This is a genomic window from Pedobacter aquatilis (assembly GCF_032678405.1).
GTDB lineage: Bacteria > Bacteroidota > Bacteroidia > Sphingobacteriales > Sphingobacteriaceae > Pedobacter > Pedobacter aquatilis_A.
Genome location: NZ_JAVTSJ010000003.1, coordinates 293,141 through 317,661 on the forward strand (window position 1 = coordinate 293,141; position 24,521 = coordinate 317,661).

At 38.6% G+C, this 24,521-nt stretch carries 18 protein-coding genes; 9 read left to right on the forward strand and 9 right to left on the reverse strand.

Going from position 1 to position 24,521, the window contains the following annotated elements; genetic code table 11:
- Nucleotides 1-60 precede the first annotated feature (60 nt).
- The gene (locus tag R2R71_RS10525; RefSeq protein ID WP_316831238.1) at nt 61-1,419 is read right to left on the reverse strand and encodes a TolC family protein; all 1,359 of its coding nucleotides are present in this window, start codon (nt 1,417-1,419) and stop codon (nt 61-63) included.
- A 70-nt stretch (nt 1,420-1,489) separates the two neighbouring features.
- On the opposite strand from R2R71_RS10525, the gene R2R71_RS10530 reads away from it, so the two are divergent.
- The 3 genes from R2R71_RS10530 (at nt 1,490) to R2R71_RS10540 (ending at nt 7,834) form a co-directional block, all read left to right on the forward strand.
- Entirely contained in the window at nt 1,490-2,143 is a 654-nt protein-coding gene (locus R2R71_RS10530; protein WP_316831239.1) for a polysaccharide deacetylase family protein, read from the forward strand.
- A 449-nt stretch (nt 2,144-2,592) separates the two neighbouring features.
- Nucleotides 2,593-5,358, forward strand: coding sequence for a bifunctional aconitate hydratase 2/2-methylisocitrate dehydratase (locus tag R2R71_RS10535; RefSeq protein WP_316831240.1), 2,766 nt, complete (start codon nt 2,593-2,595; stop codon nt 5,356-5,358).
- A gap of 193 nt (nt 5,359-5,551) precedes the next feature.
- Nucleotides 5,552-7,834: an aconitate hydratase gene (locus R2R71_RS10540; RefSeq protein WP_316831241.1), complete on the forward strand. Its 2,283-nt coding sequence runs from the start codon at nt 5,552-5,554 to the stop codon at nt 7,832-7,834.
- A 365-nt stretch (nt 7,835-8,199) separates the two neighbouring features.
- Here the strand turns inward: R2R71_RS10540 and R2R71_RS10545 are convergent, their stop codons facing one another.
- Complete coding sequence (locus tag R2R71_RS10545; protein WP_316831242.1) at nt 8,200-8,520, reverse strand: hypothetical protein; 321 nt, start codon at nt 8,518-8,520, stop codon at nt 8,200-8,202.
- Nucleotides 8,521-8,756: 236 nt separating this feature from the next.
- Nucleotides 8,757-10,094 (reverse strand): GH1 family beta-glucosidase, encoded by a 1,338-nt coding sequence (locus tag R2R71_RS10550; RefSeq protein ID WP_316831243.1) that lies wholly within the window; start codon nt 10,092-10,094, stop codon nt 8,757-8,759.
- Between the two features lie 95 nt (nt 10,095-10,189).
- Between R2R71_RS10550 and R2R71_RS10555 the strand changes: the two genes are divergently transcribed.
- Entirely contained in the window at nt 10,190-12,736 is a 2,547-nt protein-coding gene (locus tag R2R71_RS10555) for a PKD domain-containing protein (RefSeq protein WP_316831244.1), read from the forward strand.
- Nucleotides 12,737-12,739: 3 nt separating this feature from the next.
- Here the strand turns inward: R2R71_RS10555 and R2R71_RS10560 are convergent, their stop codons facing one another.
- Nucleotides 12,740-14,551, reverse strand: coding sequence for a MutS-related protein (locus R2R71_RS10560; RefSeq protein WP_316831245.1), 1,812 nt, complete (start codon nt 14,549-14,551; stop codon nt 12,740-12,742).
- Between the two features lie 97 nt (nt 14,552-14,648).
- Here R2R71_RS10560 and rlmH point away from each other — a divergent pair, with 97 nt between their 5' ends.
- Complete coding sequence (gene rlmH / locus R2R71_RS10565) at nt 14,649-15,122, forward strand: 23S rRNA (pseudouridine(1915)-N(3))-methyltransferase RlmH (protein ID WP_316831246.1); 474 nt, start codon at nt 14,649-14,651, stop codon at nt 15,120-15,122.
- A 57-nt stretch (nt 15,123-15,179) separates the two neighbouring features.
- Nucleotides 15,180-15,305, forward strand: a complete 126-nt coding sequence (locus R2R71_RS10570) for a hypothetical protein (protein ID WP_316831247.1) — start codon at nt 15,180-15,182, stop codon at nt 15,303-15,305.
- Between the two features lie 66 nt (nt 15,306-15,371).
- Here R2R71_RS10570 and R2R71_RS10575 read toward each other — a convergent pair whose 3' ends face one another.
- Both R2R71_RS10575 and R2R71_RS10580 read right to left on the reverse strand, forming a co-directional pair.
- Nucleotides 15,372-15,917 carry a DUF5606 domain-containing protein gene (locus R2R71_RS10575; RefSeq protein ID WP_316831248.1) on the reverse strand — a complete coding sequence of 182 codons (546 nt, stop codon included), beginning with the start codon at nt 15,915-15,917 and terminating at the stop codon, nt 15,372-15,374.
- A 72-nt stretch (nt 15,918-15,989) separates the two neighbouring features.
- Complete coding sequence (locus R2R71_RS10580; RefSeq protein ID WP_316831249.1) at nt 15,990-16,448, reverse strand: peptidylprolyl isomerase; 459 nt, start codon at nt 16,446-16,448, stop codon at nt 15,990-15,992.
- A 447-nt stretch (nt 16,449-16,895) separates the two neighbouring features.
- Between R2R71_RS10580 and R2R71_RS10585 the strand changes: the two genes are divergently transcribed.
- Together R2R71_RS10585 and R2R71_RS10590 are read left to right on the forward strand one after the other, a co-directional pair.
- A complete protein-coding gene (locus tag R2R71_RS10585; RefSeq protein ID WP_316831440.1) occupies nt 16,896-18,077 on the forward strand; it encodes an asparagine synthetase B in 1,182 nt (393 codons plus the stop codon).
- 282 nt (nt 18,078-18,359) lie between these two features.
- Nucleotides 18,360-19,091 carry a porin family protein gene (locus tag R2R71_RS10590; RefSeq protein ID WP_316831250.1) on the forward strand — a complete coding sequence of 244 codons (732 nt, stop codon included), beginning with the start codon at nt 18,360-18,362 and terminating at the stop codon, nt 19,089-19,091.
- A 171-nt stretch (nt 19,092-19,262) separates the two neighbouring features.
- On the opposite strand, the gene R2R71_RS10595 is transcribed toward R2R71_RS10590, so the two are convergent.
- The 3 genes from R2R71_RS10595 to lpxK are packed head-to-tail and all read right to left on the reverse strand — an operon-like array spanning nt 19,263 to nt 23,140.
- A complete protein-coding gene (locus R2R71_RS10595) occupies nt 19,263-21,290 on the reverse strand; it encodes a putative porin (protein ID WP_316831251.1) in 2,028 nt (675 codons plus the stop codon).
- Nucleotide 21,291: 1 nt separating this feature from the next.
- Entirely contained in the window at nt 21,292-22,107 is an 816-nt protein-coding gene (locus tag R2R71_RS10600) for a purine-nucleoside phosphorylase (protein ID WP_316831252.1), read from the reverse strand.
- Complete coding sequence (gene lpxK / locus R2R71_RS10605; RefSeq protein WP_316831253.1) at nt 22,079-23,140, reverse strand: tetraacyldisaccharide 4'-kinase; 1,062 nt, start codon at nt 23,138-23,140, stop codon at nt 22,079-22,081. The genes R2R71_RS10600 and lpxK overlap by 29 nt, the downstream gene beginning before the upstream one ends.
- Nucleotides 23,141-23,359: 219 nt before the next feature.
- Here lpxK and R2R71_RS10610 point away from each other — a divergent pair, with 219 nt between their 5' ends.
- Nucleotides 23,360-24,499 carry a sterol desaturase family protein gene (locus R2R71_RS10610; RefSeq protein WP_316831254.1) on the forward strand — a complete coding sequence of 380 codons (1,140 nt, stop codon included), beginning with the start codon at nt 23,360-23,362 and terminating at the stop codon, nt 24,497-24,499.
- Nucleotides 24,500-24,521: the final 22 nt, after the last annotated feature.

Sequence of the window (24,521 nt, forward strand, 5' to 3'; positions counted from 1 at the left end):
TTTCGTTTGTTTGTATTAAGGTTTTATCTATCCGCCTTAAGCTTTAGCCTTTCAGCTCAGTTAAAAAGTTATCTGTTTTCCTAAATAGTAGTCGATCACCTTTGCACGGAAAAGCAAATCGTATTTAGCCTGTATAAAATCAATTTCAGCTTTATTTCTATTCGTTTGTGCTGTACTGTAATCTAAAGAGTTTACCAGACCAACATTGTAGCGTTGTTCAACTACGTAAAAGGCATCTTTTTGTGCATTAAAAGCATTTTGAGTGGAGCCATAACGACTTTGCGCAGCTTTCAAATCGGTTGTCGCCTGAAAAATAACCTTATTCAAATTATTCTTAGCCAATTGTTCGGTTGTTAAACTGTTTTGATACGTTATTTTCGCTCTTCTTACTGAAGAACGTGCAGTGAAGCCATTAAAAATCGGAATCTGTAAACTCATCCCTATGCTTTGTCCCAAACGCTGGTTAATCTGATCAGCAAAAGATGATTGAGGCGTTTGTCCGTTATAATTAAACTGATATGAATAGGAAGTATTAATACCCGCCCCTAAACTTAGTGAAGGTGAATAAGCACCTTTGGCTACAGCTATTGCTTGTTTTGCTGCTAAAGCTCGTAAACTCGCCAGCTTAATATCAGGAAAAATATTTAAGGCACTGTTATAAATCTCTTCCGCACTTTCCGCTGATGGGACAGCTTTAACATTATCAATTAGCGGTGCCTGCACAACAAATTTCTGGTTTGGCTGCATCTCCATTAACTGGCCTAAAGTTAAATATGAAATAGAAAGTGCATTCTGCGCATTTGTTAAATTAAGTTCTGCGGTAGCAACCTGCGATTTAGCCTGAGAAACATCGGCAAGTGTCTTGTTACCTGCATCAAGCAAAGCCGATTCCCTTGTCAGTGTCTTGTTGGCAATATCTAACTGCTCTCTCGAGGCACGTTCTAAATCGGTATTATAAAGTACCTGAAGATAAGCCGTAACTACATTTAGAATTAAATCATTTTTAATCTTATCAACGTTGGTTTTATCCGCTTCAAGTAAGGTTTTATTTTGCCTGATCTGATTAATTTTTTCAAAACCGCGAAACACATCCACATTGGTACTTAAATTACCACTGGTGTACAACGAGGTTTGGTTGGTAACCTGGAAAGTTGTCTGGTCCAAACCACGTCCGAAAGTTAAATTCGGGTTAACACTGGCATTTAAATTTGGATAAACAGCATATTTAGACTGGGTTAAATTTTCCTGTGTTATCGCCGCACTAAATTGTGCCTGTTTAATGGTAAGGTTATTATTTAGGGTATTATCAACAGCTTGTTGTATGGTAATTACTTGTTGAGCGTTAACAACTTGACTAAAACCTAAGGCAATTAATAATGCAGAGCCGGTAAAAAATTTTGTTTGGGTAAACATCTTCATAATTTGTTTCAAATCTATATAAACAACTTTAATAATTTCAATCTATCCGGGCAATTACTAACTTTGAGTAATGTACCTGGTCAAATCGCCGCTTCTGCTTAAATGGTATTATCCATCATTATTATGGAATAAGTCTCGAACCGATAAAGTTATTTATTTAACCTTTGACGATGGACCTATACCCAATGTTACAGATTTTGTATTAAAAACTTTAAAAGCCTTTAATGCCAAAGCGACTTTTTTTTGCATTGGTGATAATATTGTTAAGCATCCCGAGGTTTTTAATCGTGTCAAAAACGACGGTCACGCCATCGGAAACCATACTTTTAATCACCTCAAAGGGTGGATTACCGATGATGAAACCTATTTTCAAAATACTTTAAAATGCCAGGCATTAACCCTGACAAATCTTTTTCGCCCACCCTATGGGAGGATTAAGAAAAGTCAAATCCATAAGTTAACTAACAGTTTGCCATTATCAACAGGTAGCCAATCGCGAACTAAAAACCACAAACTGCAAATTGTAATGTGGGATATCTTAAGCGGCGATTTCGACATCAATCTTTCTCCTGAAAAATGCTATCAAAATGTGATAAAACATACCCGAAACGGATCTGTGATTGTTTTTCACGATAGCTTAAAAGCTTTTGATCGTCTCGAATATGCATTACCACGCGTTTTACAATATTTTGCCGATAAAGGTTTCACTTTTTCAACGCTGTAACAACAAGCCATTCTTGTGCCAGTAAAAATAACTGTCACTGTTAATCGGCAAACGGCAGTTACAGGCCTAATGCTGCCATCCTGGCGTTCATAACTGAACATCACTGTTCACAAACGGACAGTTTATACCATTGATTAAAAAAACTATTTTGGAATACGAGCGTAGCTAATATCAAAATCAATAATCACCTGTTTTTATGATGCACTCACATCGTTTTATGACTTCCTTTTTACCCTAATTTTTCGTAGTTTAGAATAATTCCAAATTGCTTAATCGCCTGCGTAAATTACATTTAAAGGTTGTTTTTTGCTATTTTTGTTCTAAACTGAAAAACAGTTTTTTTAGTTAACCAACACAAATTAATACACAAAAAACATTATTCTTCAGGCGAAATGTAAGGTTTAATTTGTTTCACAAAACCTACAGCAAAAAAGAATAAAATAGCTACGATGAGTATTTATAACGATTATATCCAGGAGATTGAAGAAAGGAAAACCCAAGGTCTTCACCCTAAACCTATTGATGGTGCTGAATTACTAAGCGAAATCATCACTCAAATCAAAAATGTAAATAATATTGACAGAGCAGATGCTGTTAATTTTTTCATATACAATACCCTACCGGGTACTACAGCTGCAGCTGGTGTAAAAGCACAGTTTTTAAAAGAAATTATCACGGGTGAAGTTGCGGTTGCAGAAATCACTCCTGACTTTGCTTTTGAATTGTTATCTCACATGAAAGGTGGGCCATCAATTAAGGTTTTATTGGATATTGCTTTAGCGGACAATGGTGATAAAGCCAAAAAAGCAGCAAACGTACTTAAAACCCAGGTTTTCCTTTATGATGCCGATACGGATCGTTTAAAAGAAGCTTATGGCAGTGGCAATGAAATTGCAAAAGAAATATTAGAAAGCTATGCTAAAGCAGAATTCTTTACAGAATTACCTGCCGTAGCTGAAGAAATTAAAGTGGTGACCTACATTGCTGCTGAAGGTGATATTTCTACTGATTTATTATCTCCTGGTAATCAGGCGCATTCACGCTCTGACCGTGAATTACACGGGCAGTGCATGATCACTCCTGCGGCTCAGCAGGAAATTAAAGCGTTACAAGCCCTGCATCCTGATGCCAGCGTTATGTTAATTGCCGAAAAAGGAACCATGGGCGTGGGTTCATCACGTATGTCGGGCGTAAACAATGTGGCTTTATGGACAGGTAAACAAGCTTCTCCATATGTACCTTTTGTAAACATTGCGCCGATTGTAGCAGGAACAAACGGTATTTCTCCTATTTTCTTAACTACGGTTGATGTGACGGGCGGTATCGGGATCGATCTTCAGAACTGGGTTAAAAAAACAGATGCTGAAGGAAACGTTGTTCGTAACGAAAATGGTGATATCGTTTTAGAAGAAGCTTATTCAGTTGCTACGGGAACAGTACTGACCATCAATACCAGAACAAAAAAACTATATAACGGCGATAAAGAGTTAAAAGATATTTCAAAATCTTTCACTCCTCAAAAACTTGAATTTATTAAAGCCGGAGGTTCTTATGCCATTGTATTTGGCAAGAAAATTCAAACTTTCGCTGCTAAAACATTAGGCATTGAAGCACCGTTGGTTTTTGCTCCTGCCAAAGAAGTAATCAAAGAAGGTGTCGGACTAACAGCCGTTGAAAAAATCTTCAACAGAAATGCTGTAGGCTTAACAGCAGGAAAAGTATTACATGCAGGCTCTGACGTTCGTGTAGAAGTAAACATTGTAGGTTCTCAGGATACTACAGGTTTAATGACTGCTCAGGAATTAGAAGCCATGGCGGCAACAGTTATTTCGCCTATTGTTGATGGTGCTTATCAGTCAGGTTGCCATACCGCCTCAGTTTGGGATAAGAAAGCACAGGCAAACATCCCTAAACTGATGAAGTTTATGAATGAGTTTGGCGTGATTACCGCCCGTGACCCTAAAGGTACTTATCATTCAATGACAGATGTTATCCATAAAGTTCTGAATGACATTACCATCGACGAGTGGGCTATCATCATTGGTGGCGACTCGCACACACGTATGTCAAAAGGTGTTGCTTTCGGTGCCGATTCTGGTACTGTGGCATTGGCTTTGGCTACCGGTGAAGCATCTATGCCGATTCCTGAATCAGTAAAAGTAACCTTCAAAGGTGCAATGAAAGAACACATGGATTTCCGTGATGTGGTTCATGCAACGCAACTGCAAATGTTGCAGCAATTTGATGGCGAAAACGTATTCCAGGGTCGTATCATCGAGGTGCACATCGGTACTTTATTAGCCGATCAGGCTTTTACTTTTACCGATTGGACCGCAGAAATGAAGGCAAAAGCTTCTATTTGTATTTCACAGGATGATACTTTGATCCAATCGCTGGAAATTGCTAAAAACCGTATCCAGATCATGATCGACAAGGGAATGGATAACCATAACCAGGTACTTCAGGGACTGATTAACAAGGCAAACAAACGTATCGAGGAAATTAAAACAGGTATAAAACCAGCTTTAATGCCTGATGATAATGCAAAATACTATGCAGAAGTTGTTATCGATTTGGATGTAATCAACGAACCAATGATTGCCGATCCGGATGTAAACAATGCTGATGTTTCAAAACGTTATACACATGACACCATCAGGGATTTAACCTTTTACGGTGGCGATAAGAAAGTTGACCTAGGCTTCGTAGGCTCTTGCATGGTACATAAAGACGATTTAAAAATTGTTTCTCAAATGTTGAAAAACGTTGAAACCATGACAGGTACGGTATCATTCAAAGCACCATTAGTGGTTGCTGCACCTACTTATAACATTATCGACGAACTAAAAGCAGAGGGCGACTGGGAATACCTGCAAAAATACTCTGGCTTCGAGTTCAGTGATGCTTTACCAAAAAGTACAGCCCGTACTGAATATGAAAACATCATGTATTTAGAGCGTCCGGGTTGTAACTTGTGTATGGGTAACCAGGAGAAAGCTGCTAAAGGCGATACTGTAATGGCTACTTCAACACGCTTATTCCAGGGCCGTGTGGTAGAAGACCGTGATGGCAAAAAAGGAGAATCACTGTTGGCCTCTACGCCAGTAGTAGTATTATCTGCCATCTTAGGCCGCATTCCAAATATCGACGAATATAAAGCAGCTGTAGAGGGGATTAATCTGACAAAGTTTACCCCAATTTCTACTAAACAATAAGAACAAATAATCATATCATTTGTTAAGCAAAAGAAGAGGCTATCCGGTAATTCAGATAGCCTTTTTCTTTACGCAAAATATTTGCATAGAATGGTTTTAAATAAGACATTTTGACAATTCTCAAAAATAAATCTGTTTAAAATTGTTTACATTAGATAGTATTGATATAGACAATAAATTAAAACAATAAAGTATGGCTTTTGATATAGACATGATTAAAAAGGTTTACGCAAAATTTCCGGGCCGCGTTGAAGCAGCACGTAAAGTTGTTGGCAGACCTTTAACATTATCAGAAAAGATATTATATGCTCACCTTTGGGATGAAGAACCTAAAAAAGCATTTTCACGCGGAACCGATTACGTAGATTTCGCTCCAGACCGCGTTGCTATGCAGGATGCAACAGCACAAATGGCGCTATTGCAATTTATGCAGGCAGGCCGACCAAAAGTCGCTGTTCCTTCAACTGTTCACTGCGATCACCTCATTACGGCTAAAGAAGGTGCTGCGATAGATTTACCACATGCCAGAACAGAAAGTGCCGAAGTTTTCGACTTTCTTTCATCTGTTTCAAATAAGTATGGCATTGGTTTCTGGAAACCCGGTGCAGGTATTATTCACCAGGTTGTTTTAGAAAATTATGCTTTCCCTGGCGGAATGATGATTGGAACCGACTCACACACGGTAAATGCCGGAGGTTTAGGTATGGTTGCCATTGGTGTTGGTGGTGCCGATGCCTGCGATGTAATGGCTGGCTTACCCTGGGAGCTGAAATTTCCGAAGTTAATTGGTGTAAAACTAACCGGTAAATTAAACGGCTGGACCGCCGCTAAAGATGTAATTCTTAAAGTTGCAGGTATTTTAACAGTAAAAGGTGGTACGGGTGCAATTGTAGAGTATTTTGGCGATGGTGCTACATCAATGAGCTGTACAGGTAAAGGTACCATTTGCAACATGGGTGCTGAAATTGGTGCAACCACATCAACTTTTGGTTACGATGAAAGCATGGAACGTTATTTACGTGCTACTAACAGAAATGAAGTTGCCGATGAGGCCAGCAAAATTGCTGCTTACCTAACCGGAGACCCTGAAGTTTATGCTGATCCGGAAAACTATTTCGATCAGGTTATCGAAATTGATTTAGATACTTTAGAGCCTTATTTAAACGGCCCTTTCACACCAGATTTAGCTACCCCGGTTTCTCAGATGAAAACGGAGGCAGAGAAAAATGGCTGGCCTTTAAAAGTAGAATGGGGCCTGATTGGTTCTTGTACAAACTCTTCGTACGAGGATTTATCCAGGGCAGCATCTATTGCAAATCAGGCCATCGCTAAGGGTTTAGCTACTAAGGCAGAATTTGGTATTAACCCAGGCTCAGAACAGGTTCGTTATACGGCTGATCGCGATGGTTATTTAAAAACTTTCGAAGATCTGAATGCAACAATCTTTACCAATGCCTGTGGACCATGTATTGGTATGTGGGACCGTACAGGGGCAGAAAAAGCAGAAAAAAATACGATTGTTCACTCGTTTAACAGAAACTTCGCTAAACGTGCCGATGGTAACCCGAATACTTACGCGTTCGTAGCTTCTCCGGAAATGGTTGCTGCCATTGCCATTTCTGGTAATTTAGGTTTCAATCCCTTAACAGATACTTTAACAAATGATAAAGGTGAACAGGTAAAACTAGATCCACCTACCGGTTATGAATTGCCAACTAAAGGTTTTGCGGTTGAAGACGCTGGCTTCCAGGCGCCGGCAGAGGATGGTTCAAAGGTAGAGGTTTTGGTTTCGCCAACATCACACCGTTTACAATTATTAGATCCATTTAGCCCTTGGGAAGGCACAGATTTAAAAGGCTTAAAACTTTTAATCAAGGCAAAAGGTAAGTGTACCACCGACCATATTTCTATGGCAGGCCCATGGTTAAAATTCCGTGGTCACCTGGATAACATTTCCAATAACATGTTAATTGGTGCAGTTAACTATTTCAACGATAAAACCGATAACGTTAAAAATGAGTTGACTGGTGAGTACGGCCCGGTTCCGGCAACACAACGCGATTATAAAGCAGCTGGTTTAGGCTCTATTGTTGTTGGTGATGAAAACTATGGTGAAGGCTCATCACGTGAGCATGCAGCCATGGAACCTCGCCACTTAGGCGTACGTGCGGTTCTGGTAAAATCTTTTGCCCGTATCCATGAAACCAATTTAAAGAAACAAGGTATGCTGGCCTTAACATTCGCTAACAAGGATGATTATGATAAAATTCTGGAGGATGATACCGTTGATATTTTAGGCTTAACAGAATTTACACCTGATAAATCTTTAACGCTGGTATTACACCATGCCGATGGAACACAGGAGGATTTTCCGGTTAACCACAGCTACAATGCACAACAAATTGATTGGTTTAAAGCGGGTGGTGCGCTAAACATTATCAGGGCTGAAGCTGCTGCTAAAGCAGCTATTAATTAATCAATAGTCTTTAGTCCTAAGTCAAAATATCAATCCCGTTTTGTTAACTCAGAACGGGATTTTTGTTTGGAAAATCCTATAGTAAACTGTCATGCTGAGGAACGAAGCATCTGTTTCATTGCCCACAGATGCTTCGTTCCTCAGCATGACAGCACATTCAAGGTTGCTGCAACTATAAAATGTTGTTACCGGAAGAATAAATTATTCAAACTCATAACCACAATTGTAACAGTGGTTACATTTATTCTCTATAATAGGAGTGGTAAATGTTAAAAATGCGAGAATAGTAGACCAAAAACCGTATGTTTTTTGTGTTGCCGTGCCATACCCTACATTTGATGAGCCATATTTAAAGCGATCAAATTTCAACTATGCACCAGTTCATAAACCCTTTGCATATATGTGGCCTCCTCCATTTTCTCAAAGAATTCCCGCCACTCGTACCGGGTAAATACTAAACTGATATCAGGGAAAGGTGTAGAGAGAATAACAATTTCTTGACCATCGGGTCTGTTCTCCAGATAATTATCAAACTCCAGCTTTTTAGTAGCATGATAAAAAGCATCGAATTGCTCAAAAGAAAAATTCATTAAAACACCTGCCCTCCAGATATTTAAAATCCTGCAGTTGCAACATTGCGCTATCGTTATATTTTCATTTTGAGCGAGTACCAACGTTTTACACATAAATAAATGCTTTAATTTCCCAATAGCGCCTGATTTACCCGCACACATACTATGCGGGTAAACAGGACTTATTAATCAACAAAACTAACCAAAAGATGATGTTGAGTATTACAAAACCACTGGACAAATATACACTATTAAGATTAAGTCTAAATAAAAATATAGAATATTTATTCACAATAATTCTAATCCACAGAAATGTGGCTGATTCATAATGATTTAAATGAAAAATATTATTAAGATTTAAGAAATTGCTGCCACCAGTAACCGGAATCTTTTATGGTTCGCTCCTGGGTTTTAAAATCGTTGTATACCAAACCAAACCTGGCGGTAAATCCCTCCGCCCACTCAAAATTATCCATTAATGTCCAGGCCATATAACCTGTAATTGGCATACCTTCACTTTTAGCTTTCAATAAAGCTGAGAGGTAAAGCTTGAAATAGGCTATCCGATCCGCGTCTTCAATCCTGTTGTCAACCATTTTATCGTGATAGGCAGCTCCGTTTTCGGTGATAATGATGTTTTTAACACCCTCGTAAGCTGAGAATTGTTTAATAATGTTATAGAAGCTATCCGCATTAATCTCCCAACCCATTGCAGTATGTGGTTGCTTTCTGTTCTTTGCTTTAACTTCCCATGCCTGAATTACGGGTATAAAGGCATTATACTTCACCGTTAGGGGGAAATAATTTTGTAATCCGATGTAATCGAAATCGAACTTATACCGATCATTGTGCCGCCAGGTTCCATACTCGATCTGGAATTTCTCCAGTACGTCCCAGTTTTCGGTTGGAAAACCTAAACCTAAGCTCGGCTCTACAAAAAGCCTGTTCATTAAACAATCTACCCTTTTCGCAGTTAAAATATCATTATCACTTTGTGTATATGGCAGGATTTCAGAACATGAAAATGTTGTACCGATATTGGCTTTACTGATTTCAGCCCTCAGAATTTTACCGCCCTCGGCCTGGGCAAGAGCCGTATGGTGCACGGCAGAAAAGAAATTATTAAGACCTGTTTTACCAGGTGCGTGCACACCAAGCATGTAACCGAGCGATGTAAAACCAAAAGGCTCATTTATAACCATCCAGTTTTTTACCTTGTCGCCATACGCAGTGGCACAAATACTCACAAAAGCATTAAAAGCGGCATTGATGCTAAAGCTTGTCCAGCCACCTTCATCTTCAAGTGCCTGTGGCAAATCCCAATGATATAGCGTTACATACGGTGTAATACCATTTTCAAGGCATTCGTCAATAACATTATGATAAAACCTGATACCTTCGGGATTAACCTCCCCTTTTCCCTGTGGCAAAATTCTGGACCAGGCAACCGAAAACCTGAACACCTTAAATCCAAGGATTTTTACAAGAGCAATGTCTTCCCTGAAACGATGATAAAAATCGCAGGCCACATTGGGCCTGTGCCCTTTTTTTATCTTCCCGCCCTTCGCAGAAAAAGTATCCCATATGGAGAGCCCTTTCCCGTAATAGTCAGCGGTACCTTCAATCTGTGCGGCAGCAGTAGCTACACCCCATAAAAAGTCTTTTCCAAAATCAGAAGCTTTTATCATTTACAAATAGCTTGCCTCAAGATGCAAGTTTAATATTAACAAATCATTAATAATCTTTAATTAACAAAGAGGATTTTTTTTAATAGTTTTACTTTATGCGCTTTCTCATACTCCTATTACTCCTGCTCTCAGCTAACATTAAAATATGGGCAAAATTTGCACCACCAACAAATGATGAACTGGCAGGCGCAATAAAAATCACGAATACAGCCGCTTTTTGTTCTAACGATGCTGAATATAGTAACCTCGAAGCTACCCAAACGCTTACCTACAATAAACCCTTGGCCTGGCCGGCAACAGGAAAGGATGTCTGGTTTAAATTTACGGCTTCAAAATATGATGTAAATATTTCAGTTACCGGGCAGGTTAACGCTGCAAGTACAAATACCTTGATTAATCCGCTTGTTGCCTTATATACTTTTGAGCCGAACACCTCAGGAATATCTGAAATGATCGGTACCAGTTTTACATCAAACAATGTTACTTCGCTGTATAAGGGCGCATTAACGCTTGGTCAGGAATATTACATCAGGGTTAGTGCCACTAACGATAATACCGGAACTTTCAAATTATGTGTGGATAATTATTTTCCACCCATAAAGGCCGGACAGGATTGTATTTCTGCATCAATTCTCTGCTCCAAAGAAACATTTACCCAGTTAAATGTTACTGGCCCAGGCAATAATAACCGCGAATCGATTGGAACTTGCCTCGGCACCGAATCGAATTCTTCCTGGTATATGTTTCAGGCTTCTAAAGCCGGTACCTTAACCTTTGTAATTACACCATCAGTAACAACAAACGATATTGATTGGGTATTTTACGATTTAGGCATTGGCGGAGATTGTACTAATATTAATGCAGCCAATGCGATTCGTTGTGCCGCTGGTAGCGGGGTAACCTGTACGCCCAGTTATTACAAAACCGGATTAAGTATGACTGAAACCGACTTAACGGAAAGTTCTGGCTGCCCGATTATACCGCAAAATGGTTTTGTTAAATATGTCGACTTAATTGAAGGCCACAATTATGCCCTTTTAATTGATAATTTTTCGAGTGGGAATAATGGTTTTACTATTGAGTTTGGCGGAACGGCTGATTTCGCGGGCCCTACCGCAGAAATATTAGTTGATAAATTAAATCCATGTACCGACAACCAGGCGTATATTTTTAAAAGTAATGCCACCAATTATTCATCACTAAAATGGTCTTTTGGGGAAGGTGCAAGTATTGCATCGGCTACAACTGAAGGGCCTTTCACCATAACTTACAGTACACCTGGCGAAAAGGTTGTGGTATTAGAAGCCAAAGCGCTAAATGGTTGTAATGTGGTTACCACAAAAAATTTCATTGTGGCAAAAACGCCGGATAAACCTTCAATAACTGCCTCAGGGCTAAACCTATGTCAGGGCGATGTACTCCGGCTTTCTACGCCTGATGTAAACCTCGCTACCTACCATTGGTCTGGCCCAAATGGTTTTACATCGCAACTCCGGAATCCTGAACTCCCTGTAACCGGCCCTGAAATTAAAGGTAGCTATAAGTTGTTTATTCAGGTTGGTGATTGTATCAGTGAAGAAAATAGCATAGAAATACTCTCGGTAGATTTAAAACCTGAAGCAGATTTTTCCATCGTAATCAATAATAAATGTGAAAAAAACCAGAGCTTTTCATTTGTCAATGCCTCAAAAAACTATACTAAAATCACCTGGAATTTTGGAGCTGGTGTTAACAGTAGTTCAAATACCACAAATGACGGAAGGCTCGTAACTTACTCCACACCGGGATTGAGGAAAATAACATTAACAATAGAAACCAACAATGGATGCAAGGCAACTAAAACGCTCGATTTATTGGTAGAGCTTAAGCCCGAACTTCCTGTTATCACTATAAACCAACCACTGTTTTGCATTGGCGATGTGATTAAATTATCGGTACCGGAACTGGAAAATATCACTTACGTGTGGAGCGGACCAAACAATTTTACAGCTACCTCAAGTAGTGTCGAAATACCGGTTACCAGCTTAAGCCAGGCCGGAACATACAAAGTGGCACTTACCTCAGGAAGCTGCGACCCTGTTATTGCAAGTTTAATTGTTCCACCTATTGCCAGGGTACCCGTTGCCAGTTTTTATGTCGAACCGGGATTTAATTGGAAATACGCCGTTCCGGCACCCATAACCTACGTTAATAAATCGATCGATGCAGATTACTACTTGTGGGATTTCGGCGATAACCTTACCTCAACCGAAACTAACCCTGTACACACTTATGAAACGAACGGGATCTTTAAAATTAGGCTTACCGCATTTTCCAAAAACGGCTGTTCTACCAATATTCTTTTAGGTGATTTAGTTGTTCGTAAAGAAAGTTCTGTTTTTACACCTAACTCCTTTTCACCTAATGGAGATGGCGTTAATGATGAATTTGTTGTGGGCCTTACCAATTTAAAGCAATATAAAATCCAGGTATTTAACCGATATGGAAGCGTCGTATTCCTAAGCAATAATATTTACGATAACTGGAAAGGAACCTTTAAAGGCAATGATTTACCTGTAGGTGTTTATTATTACCTCATCATGGGCACAACGCTAAAAAACGAAAATGTAAAATATTCCGGGTCAGTTACACTAGTCAGGTAATTTTTATAGCGCCAGTCCGATTTCCTTTAATAAGATAGCCGCATTAAAAGTAGCACACGGCCCTTGCTTCAATTTATAATCGAACATCATTTCTCCATCCTTAATGCTAATATCAAAATGATAATTACGAAGGCTTTGGGGATGCTCCTGTTGCATATCAGCAAGTTGTAAATCGTGGGTGGCAAACAAAGCAGACCTTTTCAGCTCTAGTAACTTTTCTATAAAAACTTTTGAACCAAGGTACTTATCCCGACTATTGGTGCCGCGGAGCATTTCATCTATAAACACAAATGTATTTTCTGTATGGGCAACATTGTTTAAGATCATTTTCAACCGGTTCAGTTCAGCCTTAAACGTTGATGTACTTTCGTTCAGCGAGTCCTTTATACGCATGTAAGTGTTGATCGCAAAAACAGATAATTCCATTTCCTTTGCACAAACAGGAGCGCCTGCATAGGCCAGAACCATATTAATTCCAACTGTTCGCAGAAATGTACTTTTACCAGCCATATTTGAGCCGGTAATCACATCAACAGTTGGTACATCTTTAAGGTTAAAATCGTTAACAACCCGTAGCTTTTCTTTAATTAAGGGATGGCCCAATGAATGTGCTGACAATGAAAATGATTTTTTAACAGTTGGAAAAACCCATTCAGGCTGATTGTACCGAAGCGTACCCAATGAAACTATTTCTTCAAAATTGCCCAGGTTATCCAGGGCGGAAATTACATTTTTTGATGATGACTTCAGCCATTTATCCAGGCTTACGCAACACCTGAAATCCCAAAGCAATAATCCGTTTAAAATACTGCCTATCATTAAATTTAACCTCGAATCGAACTGCTGGATAATTTTAGCCAGCGCTTTTATCTCTTTACTCGCCACTGAATCAGCTATAAATAAACTTCGTAAATAATTGCTTTTCCATTGCTGGGTTTCCGTCCATTGAATTGCCGCTGAATAATTATTCAGTAAGTCGGAACCTCCACTAAAACTGTAAAAAACAAGGTCTGTTTTTGAGCTGAACGCCGCGTTTAAAAATATATGGGCAAAAAAGAAAAAGGCTAACAGGTTCCAGAAGATACCACCGGCCAACACCCCGCCAAGCAAAAGGAGCACTGTAATAAACGGAACCAGCTTCACATAAAATTTTAAGAATCTATTTTGTACAAAAGAGAGTTTTTCTGCCAGTTTTGCCTGAAGCTGTTCTTTAATCAACGTTATTTTTGCAGGATCACTTTCCAGCAAATTGGCCCTGAACGCAAAAGTTTTTTCGGTTATCCCGGCCATTTCGGCAATGGCTTCCTGTCTCAATATTATTTCATCAACCGTATTTGCAGCCATAAACCTCGCTGCAAGTAAATCATTACCATTAGCTGTACTACAACGGTTCAGCAATGAAAACAGTGATGATTTACCAAAAATATCCAGATCTGAAGTATATGGATGGGCTTCAGATACATACTTTTCTCCATCATCATAACCATTATCCATTCCGTTTAAAATGTTAGACTCGTTCTGGTAAACCCAAAGCAGTTTGTTTTCAAAGCTTAACTTTTTATCCAGCATGCTTTGTTTACGAACAATCAGCACAAAACAAAAAACTGGCAAGGCCATCAAAAACGCTATAAATACCCGCCAACCGTTATCAGCAGAATTCAAAAGTAAAACGAAGCATAAAACTTCCGCCAAAAACAGCCCTATACGAACTAGCGATAGCTGATCGATTAACTTTCTGGTACCGGCAACGTTCAGTTCGGCATTATTTACCCACTCGCTATATTCGGCCGGTATATTTTTTCTTTTATCAATCATTAAACAGGCTAAAAAGATATTAAGCGCAATATTAATTTTTCTTGCTTCAATTTTAGCTAAGTTTGTAACATAAATTGACAACTACCGGTAAAATCAGATGAAAATTACCCTTATCGCCATTGGCAAAACAGAAGATAAATATTTAATCGAAGGAATAGACAAGTACATCAACCGCTTAAAACATTATATTAACTTTAGCTTTCTGGCCATTCCCGATGTTAAAAATGTAAAAAATCTGTCAGAAGCCCAACAAAAAGCTAAAGAGGCCGAACTTTTACATAAACAAATTAACAATAGCGATGTTGTTATTTTACTGGATGAGCAAGGTAAAAAATATACTTCAATAGCATTTTCAGCCTATCTTAATAAACAAATGGTGGGCAGTGTACAGCATTTAATATTTATTATTGGTGGCCCCTATGGTTTTGATGATAGTATTTATAAAAGAGCAAATGGTTTAATATCTTTATCCGATATGACATTTTCTCACCAGATGATCCGATTATTTTTTGTAGAGCAGTTATACCGGGGCTTTAGTATTTTAAAAGGCGAACCTTATCATCACGCATAATAAAACTATGCACTTTATGGAATTAATTGTCCGTTTTCATCCTTTAATAAAAAGATTATGATTCTAGATAAATATAAAAGACAATACAAGTTTAAAAGTAAACAAGGCGGTGCGGATAAATACTTATGGATAAGCATCGTTGGTGCACTGGTAATCTGCGCAATCATCTATTACTTCTTTTAACAGAAAAAATAAGGCATAAAAAAACACCGGCATAAACCGGTGTTTCTACAAAATAACTCAGGAAGTTTAAACTCCTTTTTTACTTGTCATACTTGCTTTTTTAGCAGGCGCTGATGTTTTAGTTGTTGCCTTAGCACTTGCTTTTGCGGCAGTAGCTTTAGGTTTTTTATCTGCTACAGCTTTTTCTTCAGCTAGTTTTACCTCAGCAGCAGTACCTTCTGTGTCAGGTGTTTCTTCTGTAAATAAAGGTAAATCTTTAATAATGTTATACCAACCGATGATCTTCTTCATATCAGAAGCATAAACCTTATCTTCGTCATGTCCTGGCGCAACCTCATTAAAATAAGCACGTAAAGTAGCTGTATCAGCCTTGGTATCAGGTGTTGATCCTTTAGCCGAAATTTTAGCAAAAACATCTACCAGCTTAATCTCTTCGTCTTCACCATAAACAGTAATATCTTCAAGCGATGCAAGCTTTGTATTCGTAATATTAGCTACTATTTTAAGTTTCTGCGCATCAAGACCTTCCAAAATATAACCAACCTTATTTTGTCCTACAAGTTTAAACAAACCTGGTCTGCCCGAAACGGCAACTATTCCTCTTAAATTCATATTATATTTGTTTAGCAGTTAGCGCCTGGGCTTTGCGGGTTTAAACCCATATGGCCAAACGCAAAATGCAATTTAGTCCTCAATTATTTCGATACCTAAAATTTTGTCTCCCTGACGGATATCATCAACAAGATCAACATTTTCGATTGCTTTACCAAACACCGTGTGGTTACGGTCTAAATGAGCCGTGTTTGTTCTGCTATGGCAAATGAAAAATTGCGAACCACCTGTGTTACGACCTGCATGTGCCATTGATAATACACCGCGATCGTGGTATTGGTTTTCGCCATCTAATTCACAATCAATTTTATAACCCGGGCCACCAGTTCCAGGCATGCCTGTAGCACCATCTTTTGAATTCGGACAACCCGACTGAACCATGAAATTAGGAATTACGCGATGAAAACGAACACCATCATAAAATCCTTCATTTGCTAATTTTTTGAAGTTTGCAACTGCTTTTGGAGCATCTTTTTCAAAGAACTCTACAGTCATATTACCTTTTTCGGTTTTTATTATTGCTTTACTCATATCAATTTTATTTTATAAAAACAGCTCAAAAGTCTTTCTGTTTTTAAGTGAAGGGCAAAAATAACAAATTTAGATAAATAGAACAGCCTTAAAGATTTAAATTATAAACAATACCCGCCAATCAAAAAGATCAGGAAAACAAATGGCAAGGCAATTCTTCGTAACCTGCAGCCCTGCCATTCGCTGTAGCCCTCACCGAAAAGGTTTCGGGGCTGCCGCTGCTGTCAGGTTTAATGATCAGGTTTCTGCATAAAAAAACAAAAAGCCCTGGCTAAACCAAACACCACAGTTCATAACACCGGCAATCATTAATTAAATTTCTGTAAACAGACTAAATCAGGTATTTTAGTGTTTTAAGTAATTATGGCGGTTCAGAAGAAATACTATATCCTCGTTTTCTGTTTGTTGTTGAGTATTTGTGCTAAAGCCTCATCCCTGTTGGTTTTTATGGATGAAGATCAGAAAAACCACCTGAAAGCTTATGGTATAGCTTACTGGACCATAAGTAAACAACTTGAGGTAGATTGGCTGCTTAATTATCGCGGCGGGAGCTTCCTCATTAAATACAACAAAACAGTTGAAGATGAATTAAAAATAAGAGGCGTTTCTTATGAAGTGCTGGCCGATGGAAAGGTGGTGAACCTTTTAAATGAAATCAGCGATCCATCGGTAAACATGGAAATGGTAAAACTCGAAAAAACACCAAAGATTGCCGTCTACTCTCCTAAAAGCAAACTCCCCTGGGATGATGCCGTAACACTTGTTTTAACTTATGCTGAAATTCCTTACGATGTAATTTACGATGACGATATCCTTCAGGATAAATTAAGCAAGTACGACTGGCTCCATCTGCACCACGAAGATTTTACCGGACAATACGGCCGCTTCTATGCTTCATTCAGATATGCCACCTGGTACCAGGAGGATGTAAAGAACCAGGAAGCGCTGGCAAAAAAGATGGGCTATAAGAAAGTTTCGGAAATGAAACTTGCAGTTGCAAAACACATTAAAGAATATTGTGCCGGTGGTGGTTTCTTGTTTGCCATGTGTTCGGGAACTGATAGTTTTGATATTGCCCTGGCCGCAGAAGGTGTAGACATTTGTGCAGCTATGTTTGATGGTGACCCTGCAGACCCAAATGCACAGGCAAAACTCGACTTTAGCAAAACCATGGCCTTCCAGAATTTCAAACTGGATAATAACCCCATGAACTATGAGTTTTCGGATATCGATGTTACCAATACCCGCGGCCTCAACCAAACAAACGATTATTTCACCCTATTCGACTTTTCTGCAAAATGGGACCTGGTTCCAACAATGCTTACACAAAACCACGATAAAGTGATCAAAGGCTTTATGGGGCAAACAACAGCCTTTAAAAAGAGCCTGGTAAAAACCAGCGTAACGGTCCTGGGAGAAAACAAAGGCGCAGCCGAAGTAAGGTATTTGCACGGTGAAATAGGAAAAGGACAGTTTACCTTTTATGGCGGCCACGATCCGGAAGATTACCAGCATGCAGTTGGCGACCCGCCTACCGACCTCAACCTCCATCCTAACTCGCCCGGATACCGCCTTATTTTAAATAATGTTTTGTTTCCTGCAGCAAAGAAAAAACCGCAGAAAACTTAATCTTTTACACCCAATTCTACTATAGCTACTCATAAACTGACTGATTAAAATTCAGTTTATCCTTTAATCTATACAGAAATCTATTTGATGTTAAAATTATGTTAAAACGGTTTTAATACCTAAAATCAACATAAAATACAACTGTAAACCAACACTTTACCAAGAAGCAATGTAACTTAAATAATACTTTGGCACAGCTTTTGGATATGGGGCTTGTAATTAACAAACAGGAAAAATTCCTGAAATTTTAAACAAGATTCTTTTACCTAAAGAAAAAATATTATGAAAAAGTTATTATTAAGTGCATCGGTTATCTTATTGGCAACGGGTGCTTTTGCGCAGTCTACTACGGGTTCAACTTCAAGATTTGGAATTAAAGCAGGCGTAAACCTTGCCAAAGTTCATTCAAGCGGAGATAATAGTGCAATATATAACGATAACGCCAAAAATAACGTTGGCTATAACGTTACTGCATTCGGCGATTTTGGTGTGGCAAACAATTTCTTCATCCAGCCGGGAATTTCCTTACAGAATAAAGGTGTGAAATTCGAAGGCTCATCTTCTACAACGATAGGCGCTGTTACCACCACAACGAATTCATCAATTAAAACCAACGTAATGGCAATTGAAGTACCGGTTAATGCAGTATTCAATATCCCAACTGGTAATGCAGGTGCAGTACAAATTAGTGCGGGTCCTTACATCGGCTTCAACATTTCCGGTAAAAACAAGGGTACAACTACTGTAACTACATTAAATAATAATACTAATGCAAGTACAACCGCTACGACCAACAATGACCGTGATTTAAGTTTTGGTAGTGCTAATGATAAAGATCAAAGCAGTATAGATTTTGGTGCTAATTTTGGCCTAACTTACCGTGCTTCATCAGGTATCTTGGTTGGCGCTAACTACGGTTTGGGATTGAGTGATTTAACGCCAAAAGACAGACAAGCTAACGCTAACAAATTTACAAACCGCATCATCGGTTTCTCAGTTGGTTATTCATTCTAATACAAAATAACCTATAACAAAAAAGGCTCCCGAAATATTTCGGGAGCCTTTTTTTTGGGTAAAATTTAAATCATAAAATGTAAAATTCTTTATGCCCTTGTGCTAAAAAATCATCTCCCAACTTTGCGCCCTCTGCGAAATATCTCTGCGCTCTTTGCGGTAAAAACAACCTTAATCATAAAAATTCCAGGTTAAGCCAAATTTCAATAAAGCATCGGGCATTGGATAACGGTTTACCGTAAAATAACCGCTCGAAAGAAGTCCCTGGTTCAGGTAATCGTATTTTACAAATATATTCGCCCGTTTAAGGTTTGCTTTAAGGAAAAAATCGACAACAGGTGTAGATTTCAACACAGTAGCATCGCCCACATAAAACTGTGACAAAGCAGGTGCATAAGAATAATTGGCATAGGCTGTATTATACCTGACATCGAAACCCAGGTTTGTTTTTAGTATCTTAAAGAATGTAATATCATAATAAATGCTATTATAGGTATAAAACTCAGGGGTTCTTAATACACTACTATTATCTGTTTTTTGATAAGCGAGGTAATTTTCGAGCACAAATTTTCCGAAACGCCATTTTTTAGAAACATCGAGCCTGATGAGGTTAATGTCTGCACTTTCTTGCAGCGGCTTTACATTAATATCGCCAATGCCTTTTATTGTTGTGCCAAAATAAAGATAGTTACTGGTTAAAAAATATTTTGCACCAACTGCTAACATGAGTTTATCATTAACATAGCCAAAGTTAAGGTTTGCCACTTTGGTGTTCTTGAAATCTAAATCCCAGGTATAATGATTGCCATGGTATGTATTAAAGATTTCTGATGGAGATTGATTTTGCAGATAAGCACCTAATTCAAGTCGGCCAATGGTTTTACCTAAAGCAATTCTACTTTTTGCTTCATATAAAAAATCGCCGGCATTTCTTCCCTGAAAAATTTGCTGAACATCTAAATTTAAATCAATATTACTTGTAAATCGATAACCCAGTGAACCAAGAACGCTTATATTCTGAAAGCCGAAAGATCTGTCATCACTGCCATAAGTTGCCCCTGAACTTTTTATTCCAAGCGAGTGGTAAGTATAATAATCATGTCTTATTCCGGCATCCAGCTTTAATTCATTTTTAATAACCGATGAACTTTTTGGCCTTAAAAAGAAACTATAAATAAACTCATTCTTTACATGCATAACATGTGTGGAATCATTTGTAAATGTTGCGTCTGTTAAACCATCACTTTTCTTAAGCGCCGTAGGGATTACGGTATTATTGTCAGCTTCGTTCTTCCTGAAATCGTAACTATCATTGTTATATTCTACCGTATATGTTATTTTATTTGTTGGTACAACCGATCCGTTTATCTTATTCGTACTGTCTATCCGGCCAACATAATAAGTTTGTTTCAGGAACAAAGTATTCTTCCGGTAACGGTTTACCGCTGATGATAACCTTACCGCCTCTGCATCACGGGATATTTTGCTATATCCCGACTCGAAAATAGAAGTATCTGAAGTTATTGAGCCATTTTCATAAGCCCTTAATGTATTAAAAATAGCCGAAGCCCACATATTGTAACGCTTATTTGGCGACTGATACCAGCTGAAAACGGCAATATTTAAATTATCGCCACGCTGCCTGCTGTAAAAGCCACGCGAATCCATTCTGTTAAAATTAAATCCGGCGTTCCAGTTTTTCTTGATATTCTGTGTATGCGTTCCCTTGAAAAGTTGTTCTTTTTGCCCTGCACTAATTAAATACAAACTTGTGAATGGTGCCCTTGCCTGATAATAAATAATATCTTCAGGTGTCAATGCATAATAATCCAGTGAATGGAAGCCAACATCGAAACCAATTCGTTTTGATGGCTCATATAAAAGCGGTCGGGCCACCTGCCCCATACTTCCCGTGGTTATTGTAGGATGCGTTGGCTGCAGTAAGGGGCTGTAATTCTGGATATTTGTAGTCGAAGTATCAAGCGGCAAAAGAACGATACTATCTTTACTAAGGCCCAGCTTGGTAAAACGAATAAATTTTGCGGTATAAACAATCGAATCTTTAGCACCCTCTTCTTTTTTCCTCAAAGAATCGAGCTCTTTATTATTACCAACAGTTGTTTTCAAATCCTGGGCAAAAGCATTATTAACACCAATGCCGGTAAAAATTAATAAACAGAACAGAACAACTCTATGCATTTTATAATTGAGCAATTAGCGTGGTTAAAATCTCCGTCATTTTAGGTTCGGCCTTTGCCGCAGCTTCTAAAATTTCATCTAGATTAAATGGTTTTAAATCTTCAGGAAAACCTTCATCGGTAAGTACCGAAATAGCAAAAACAGGTAAACCGGCATGATTGGCAACAATTACTTCAGGTACGGTACTCATCCCCACAGCGTCCGCTCCAATTAACCTCAGGTATTTGTATTCTGCTTTGGTTTCCAGGTTAGGACCTGATACCGCAACATACACACCTTTATGGCATTTTATATCAACATTTTTGGCTATATCCAATGCCTTACTAATGATAGATCGTTTATACGGCTCACTCATATCCGGAAAACGCGGACCCAATTCGCTTTCTATTAATCCTCTTAAAGGGTTATCAGGTTGCAGGTTAATGTGATCTTCAATAATCATCAGATCGCCTTTTTTGAAATCCGGATTTAATGAACCTGCAGCATTGGAAACAATTAAATTTTCGATACCTAAACCTTTCATAACCCTTACCGGAAAAGTGATTTGCTGCATACTGTATCCTTCATAATAATGCAGGCGACCTTGCATGGCAATAATCTTCTTCCCGTTTAACGTTCCGAAAATTAATTTACCACTGTGAAACTCCAGCGTTGAAATTGGAAAATTAGGAATATTGGAATACATCAATTGATGCTCAATTGTTATTTCCTTTACTAAACCGCCTAAACCCGTTCCCAGGATAATACCTATTTCCGGTTTAAAGTTCTCGGTTTTACGCTTAATATATTCAACGGTTTCTTCTATTGCTCTTAACATAATTTAAAATAAGTTCATCAAAGGTAATCTTATCTTCTTCAAATAATTCAACCTCGATGGGTAAAAAATATACAGGTAAATTTACCAGTAAATCTTCAAATCCCGCAGCTTTTAAACGCTTACTATCCTTTTCTGTTGTGATGATGATTTTTTCTTTTTTAATTCCTGATGTAAAGGCAGCTTTAACCTTTTTTATATCATCTGTTTTAAAAGCATAATGATCGGGAAAATTGTGGTGATTGATGTTGCCCGAATATTTTTCCAGCTCTTCAATAAGGGGCTTCGGATTAGCAATGCCGGTTAAAAGGAATATTTCATAATCCTTTACCCCAGATAACTGAAGGCTTTTGTGCTCATATAAATGCTGCAAATCGCCATATTTAAGATAGGAATGCAATACTTTTTGGTTACTGTTGGCTTGCAACTCATTTACCGATGCCTGTTGAGCAACATGTAAAAGCGGCACAGGCGATTTAGTCACCAGCAATACATCTGCCCTTTTTCTGGAAGAAAAAACATCGCGTAAATTTCCTGCCGGAAGTAAAAACTGCATTGTACCTAACTTCCTGAATTCAAAAAGCAAGATGTTAAAGCCCGCCTGAACTGCCCGATGCTGGAAGGCATCATCAAGAATAATTACATCATGATTTTCTTCAAGTTTCCTGATTCCTGCAACACGGTCTTCACAAACGGCTACAGTTACATTGCTTAATTTCTGAAAATACTGAAGTGGCTCATCACCTATGGTTTCCGCTGATGCTGTCTGATCAGCGAGTATAAATCCTTTTGTTTTGCGACCGTAACCCCTGCTAAGTATAGCAACTTTGTATCCATCTAAAAGCCTTACCAGATATTCGGTAGTTGGGGTTTTACCTGAACCGCCAACAGCCAGATTACCAACGCAGATTACAGGCAAATCGAACTTCACCGAACGCATTAGGCCCCAGTCGTAAAGTTTTTTACGGAGTGTAACCGCCAGGCCATAAACTAAAGAGAAAGGAAGCAGTAAAAGGCGTAAATAGTTTAAAAACATATCGTAGTATTTTCAAAAGTACAGATTATTTAAAAAATCGAAGCATGACTAGCCGACACTATTAATGCAACCCTGAATTATTGAAAAATGTTTGTAAATGCAGATTGAAATATGCTAACCACAGATTTACAGGATTAGCACAGATGTAGAGGACTACTTGTACGCTTTAACCAAATCGTTTTTTTTATTATACTTGCTGATTAACAAAACTCTACCTCAATGTCTGAAAGAAAACGATTAGTTGTTGGCCAAGGCCAGATTAGCGGCTATGTTTCTATATTTTTAGCTGTTTTAGCGCTACTGGGAATTTTATGTTTCCATTACCCGGAAAAATTAACCACGCCCGAATTCAGGGAAGTATACACAAAAGAAAGTATGGAGGCCCTGATGCTCGGTGGCGTTATTGCGTCCTTTTTCTTTGCAGCCCTTAGTGTTATTTTAAGTAAAAAATTAAAATGGGGATGGCCTGGATTTGTACTGGCGGCTTTGGCCGTTATTTTAGGTGCACTTAGTGTTGAGGGCAGGGATGTAGCCAAATCATCGTGGCATTTCGGCTTAGACTGGATGATTTTAGACTTGCTTTTAATGGTTGCTATTTTTGTACCCCTTGAATTATTCTTCCCGAAGAATGATAAACAAACCAAATTTCACGAAGAGTGGAGAACAGATTTAACATACTTTGTCATCAGCCATCTATTCATCCAGTTTTTCGGTATTGTAACACAAAAACCTGCAGTATTATTTTTTGGCTGGATGGGCCTGGACAAACTGCATACCTGGGTACAAGGACTCCCATTTGCCCTCGCGTTGTTTCTTGCTTTTTTCACGACGGATTTATTCCAATACTGGGCGCACCGTTTCTTTCACACCAAAGTAGCCTTATGGCGTTTTCACTCCATCCATCATTCTACTCAAAATATGGATTGGCTTGCCGGGAGCCGGACACACTTTATTGACATCTTTTTTACCCGTGCGATGACATTTATCCCGCTGTATATTTTAGGTTTTTCATCTACAGTGTTTAATGTATATATCATCTTTATTGCCATTCACGCCGTTTTGATTCATGCCAATACAAGAATAAATTTTGGTTTTCTGAAGTATATTTTCACCACACCTCAATATCACCACTGGCATCATTGCGAGGACCCAAAATATTACGGGCACAACTTTGCATCAATATTTCCTTTCATTGATATGATGTTCGGCACCTATTACTTACCGGATAAGGAGTGGCCGGCGGGAACGGGTGTACACGAAGCGGCTTATCCGAAAGGTTTTGTTAAACAAACCATTTATCCTTTTACTAAAAGTCCGTTTGATACAGACTTGAATATGGAAGAGAGAAGCGATAGATAGGAGCGATTATTTTAGTTCTAAC

What these genes read in the sequence shown, in the direction of transcription:
- R2R71_RS10570 (WP_316831247.1), top strand. Translation starts at nt 15,180, where the DNA reads ATGATTCTAGATAAATATAAAAGACAATACAAGTTTAAAAGTAAACAA.
- R2R71_RS10555 (WP_316831244.1), top strand. Translation starts at nt 10,190, where the DNA reads ATGCGCTTTCTCATACTCCTATTACTCCTGCTCTCAGCTAACATTAAA.
- R2R71_RS10530 (WP_316831239.1), top strand. Translation starts at nt 1,490, where the DNA reads ATGTACCTGGTCAAATCGCCGCTTCTGCTTAAATGGTATTATCCATCA.
- R2R71_RS10580 (WP_316831249.1), bottom strand. Translation starts at nt 16,448, where the DNA reads ATGAGTAAAGCAATAATAAAAACCGAAAAAGGTAATATGACTGTAGAG.
- R2R71_RS10545 (WP_316831242.1), bottom strand. Translation starts at nt 8,520, where the DNA reads ATGTGTAAAACGTTGGTACTCGCTCAAAATGAAAATATAACGATAGCG.
- rlmH (WP_316831246.1), top strand. Translation starts at nt 14,649, where the DNA reads ATGAAAATTACCCTTATCGCCATTGGCAAAACAGAAGATAAATATTTA.
- R2R71_RS10585 (WP_316831440.1), top strand. Translation starts at nt 16,896, where the DNA reads ATGGATGAAGATCAGAAAAACCACCTGAAAGCTTATGGTATAGCTTAC.
- R2R71_RS10595 (WP_316831251.1), bottom strand. Translation starts at nt 21,290, where the DNA reads ATGCATAGAGTTGTTCTGTTCTGTTTATTAATTTTTACCGGCATTGGT.
- R2R71_RS10590 (WP_316831250.1), top strand. Translation starts at nt 18,360, where the DNA reads ATGAAAAAGTTATTATTAAGTGCATCGGTTATCTTATTGGCAACGGGT.
- R2R71_RS10540 (WP_316831241.1), top strand. Translation starts at nt 5,552, where the DNA reads ATGGCTTTTGATATAGACATGATTAAAAAGGTTTACGCAAAATTTCCG.
- R2R71_RS10610 (WP_316831254.1), top strand. Translation starts at nt 23,360, where the DNA reads ATGTCTGAAAGAAAACGATTAGTTGTTGGCCAAGGCCAGATTAGCGGC.
- R2R71_RS10525 (WP_316831238.1), bottom strand. Translation starts at nt 1,419, where the DNA reads ATGAAGATGTTTACCCAAACAAAATTTTTTACCGGCTCTGCATTATTA.
- lpxK (WP_316831253.1), bottom strand. Translation starts at nt 23,140, where the DNA reads ATGTTTTTAAACTATTTACGCCTTTTACTGCTTCCTTTCTCTTTAGTT.
- R2R71_RS10550 (WP_316831243.1), bottom strand. Translation starts at nt 10,094, where the DNA reads ATGATAAAAGCTTCTGATTTTGGAAAAGACTTTTTATGGGGTGTAGCT.
- R2R71_RS10600 (WP_316831252.1), bottom strand. Translation starts at nt 22,107, where the DNA reads ATGTTAAGAGCAATAGAAGAAACCGTTGAATATATTAAGCGTAAAACC.
- R2R71_RS10575 (WP_316831248.1), bottom strand. Translation starts at nt 15,917, where the DNA reads ATGAATTTAAGAGGAATAGTTGCCGTTTCGGGCAGACCAGGTTTGTTT.
- R2R71_RS10560 (WP_316831245.1), bottom strand. Translation starts at nt 14,551, where the DNA reads ATGATTGATAAAAGAAAAAATATACCGGCCGAATATAGCGAGTGGGTA.
- R2R71_RS10535 (WP_316831240.1), top strand. Translation starts at nt 2,593, where the DNA reads ATGAGTATTTATAACGATTATATCCAGGAGATTGAAGAAAGGAAAACC.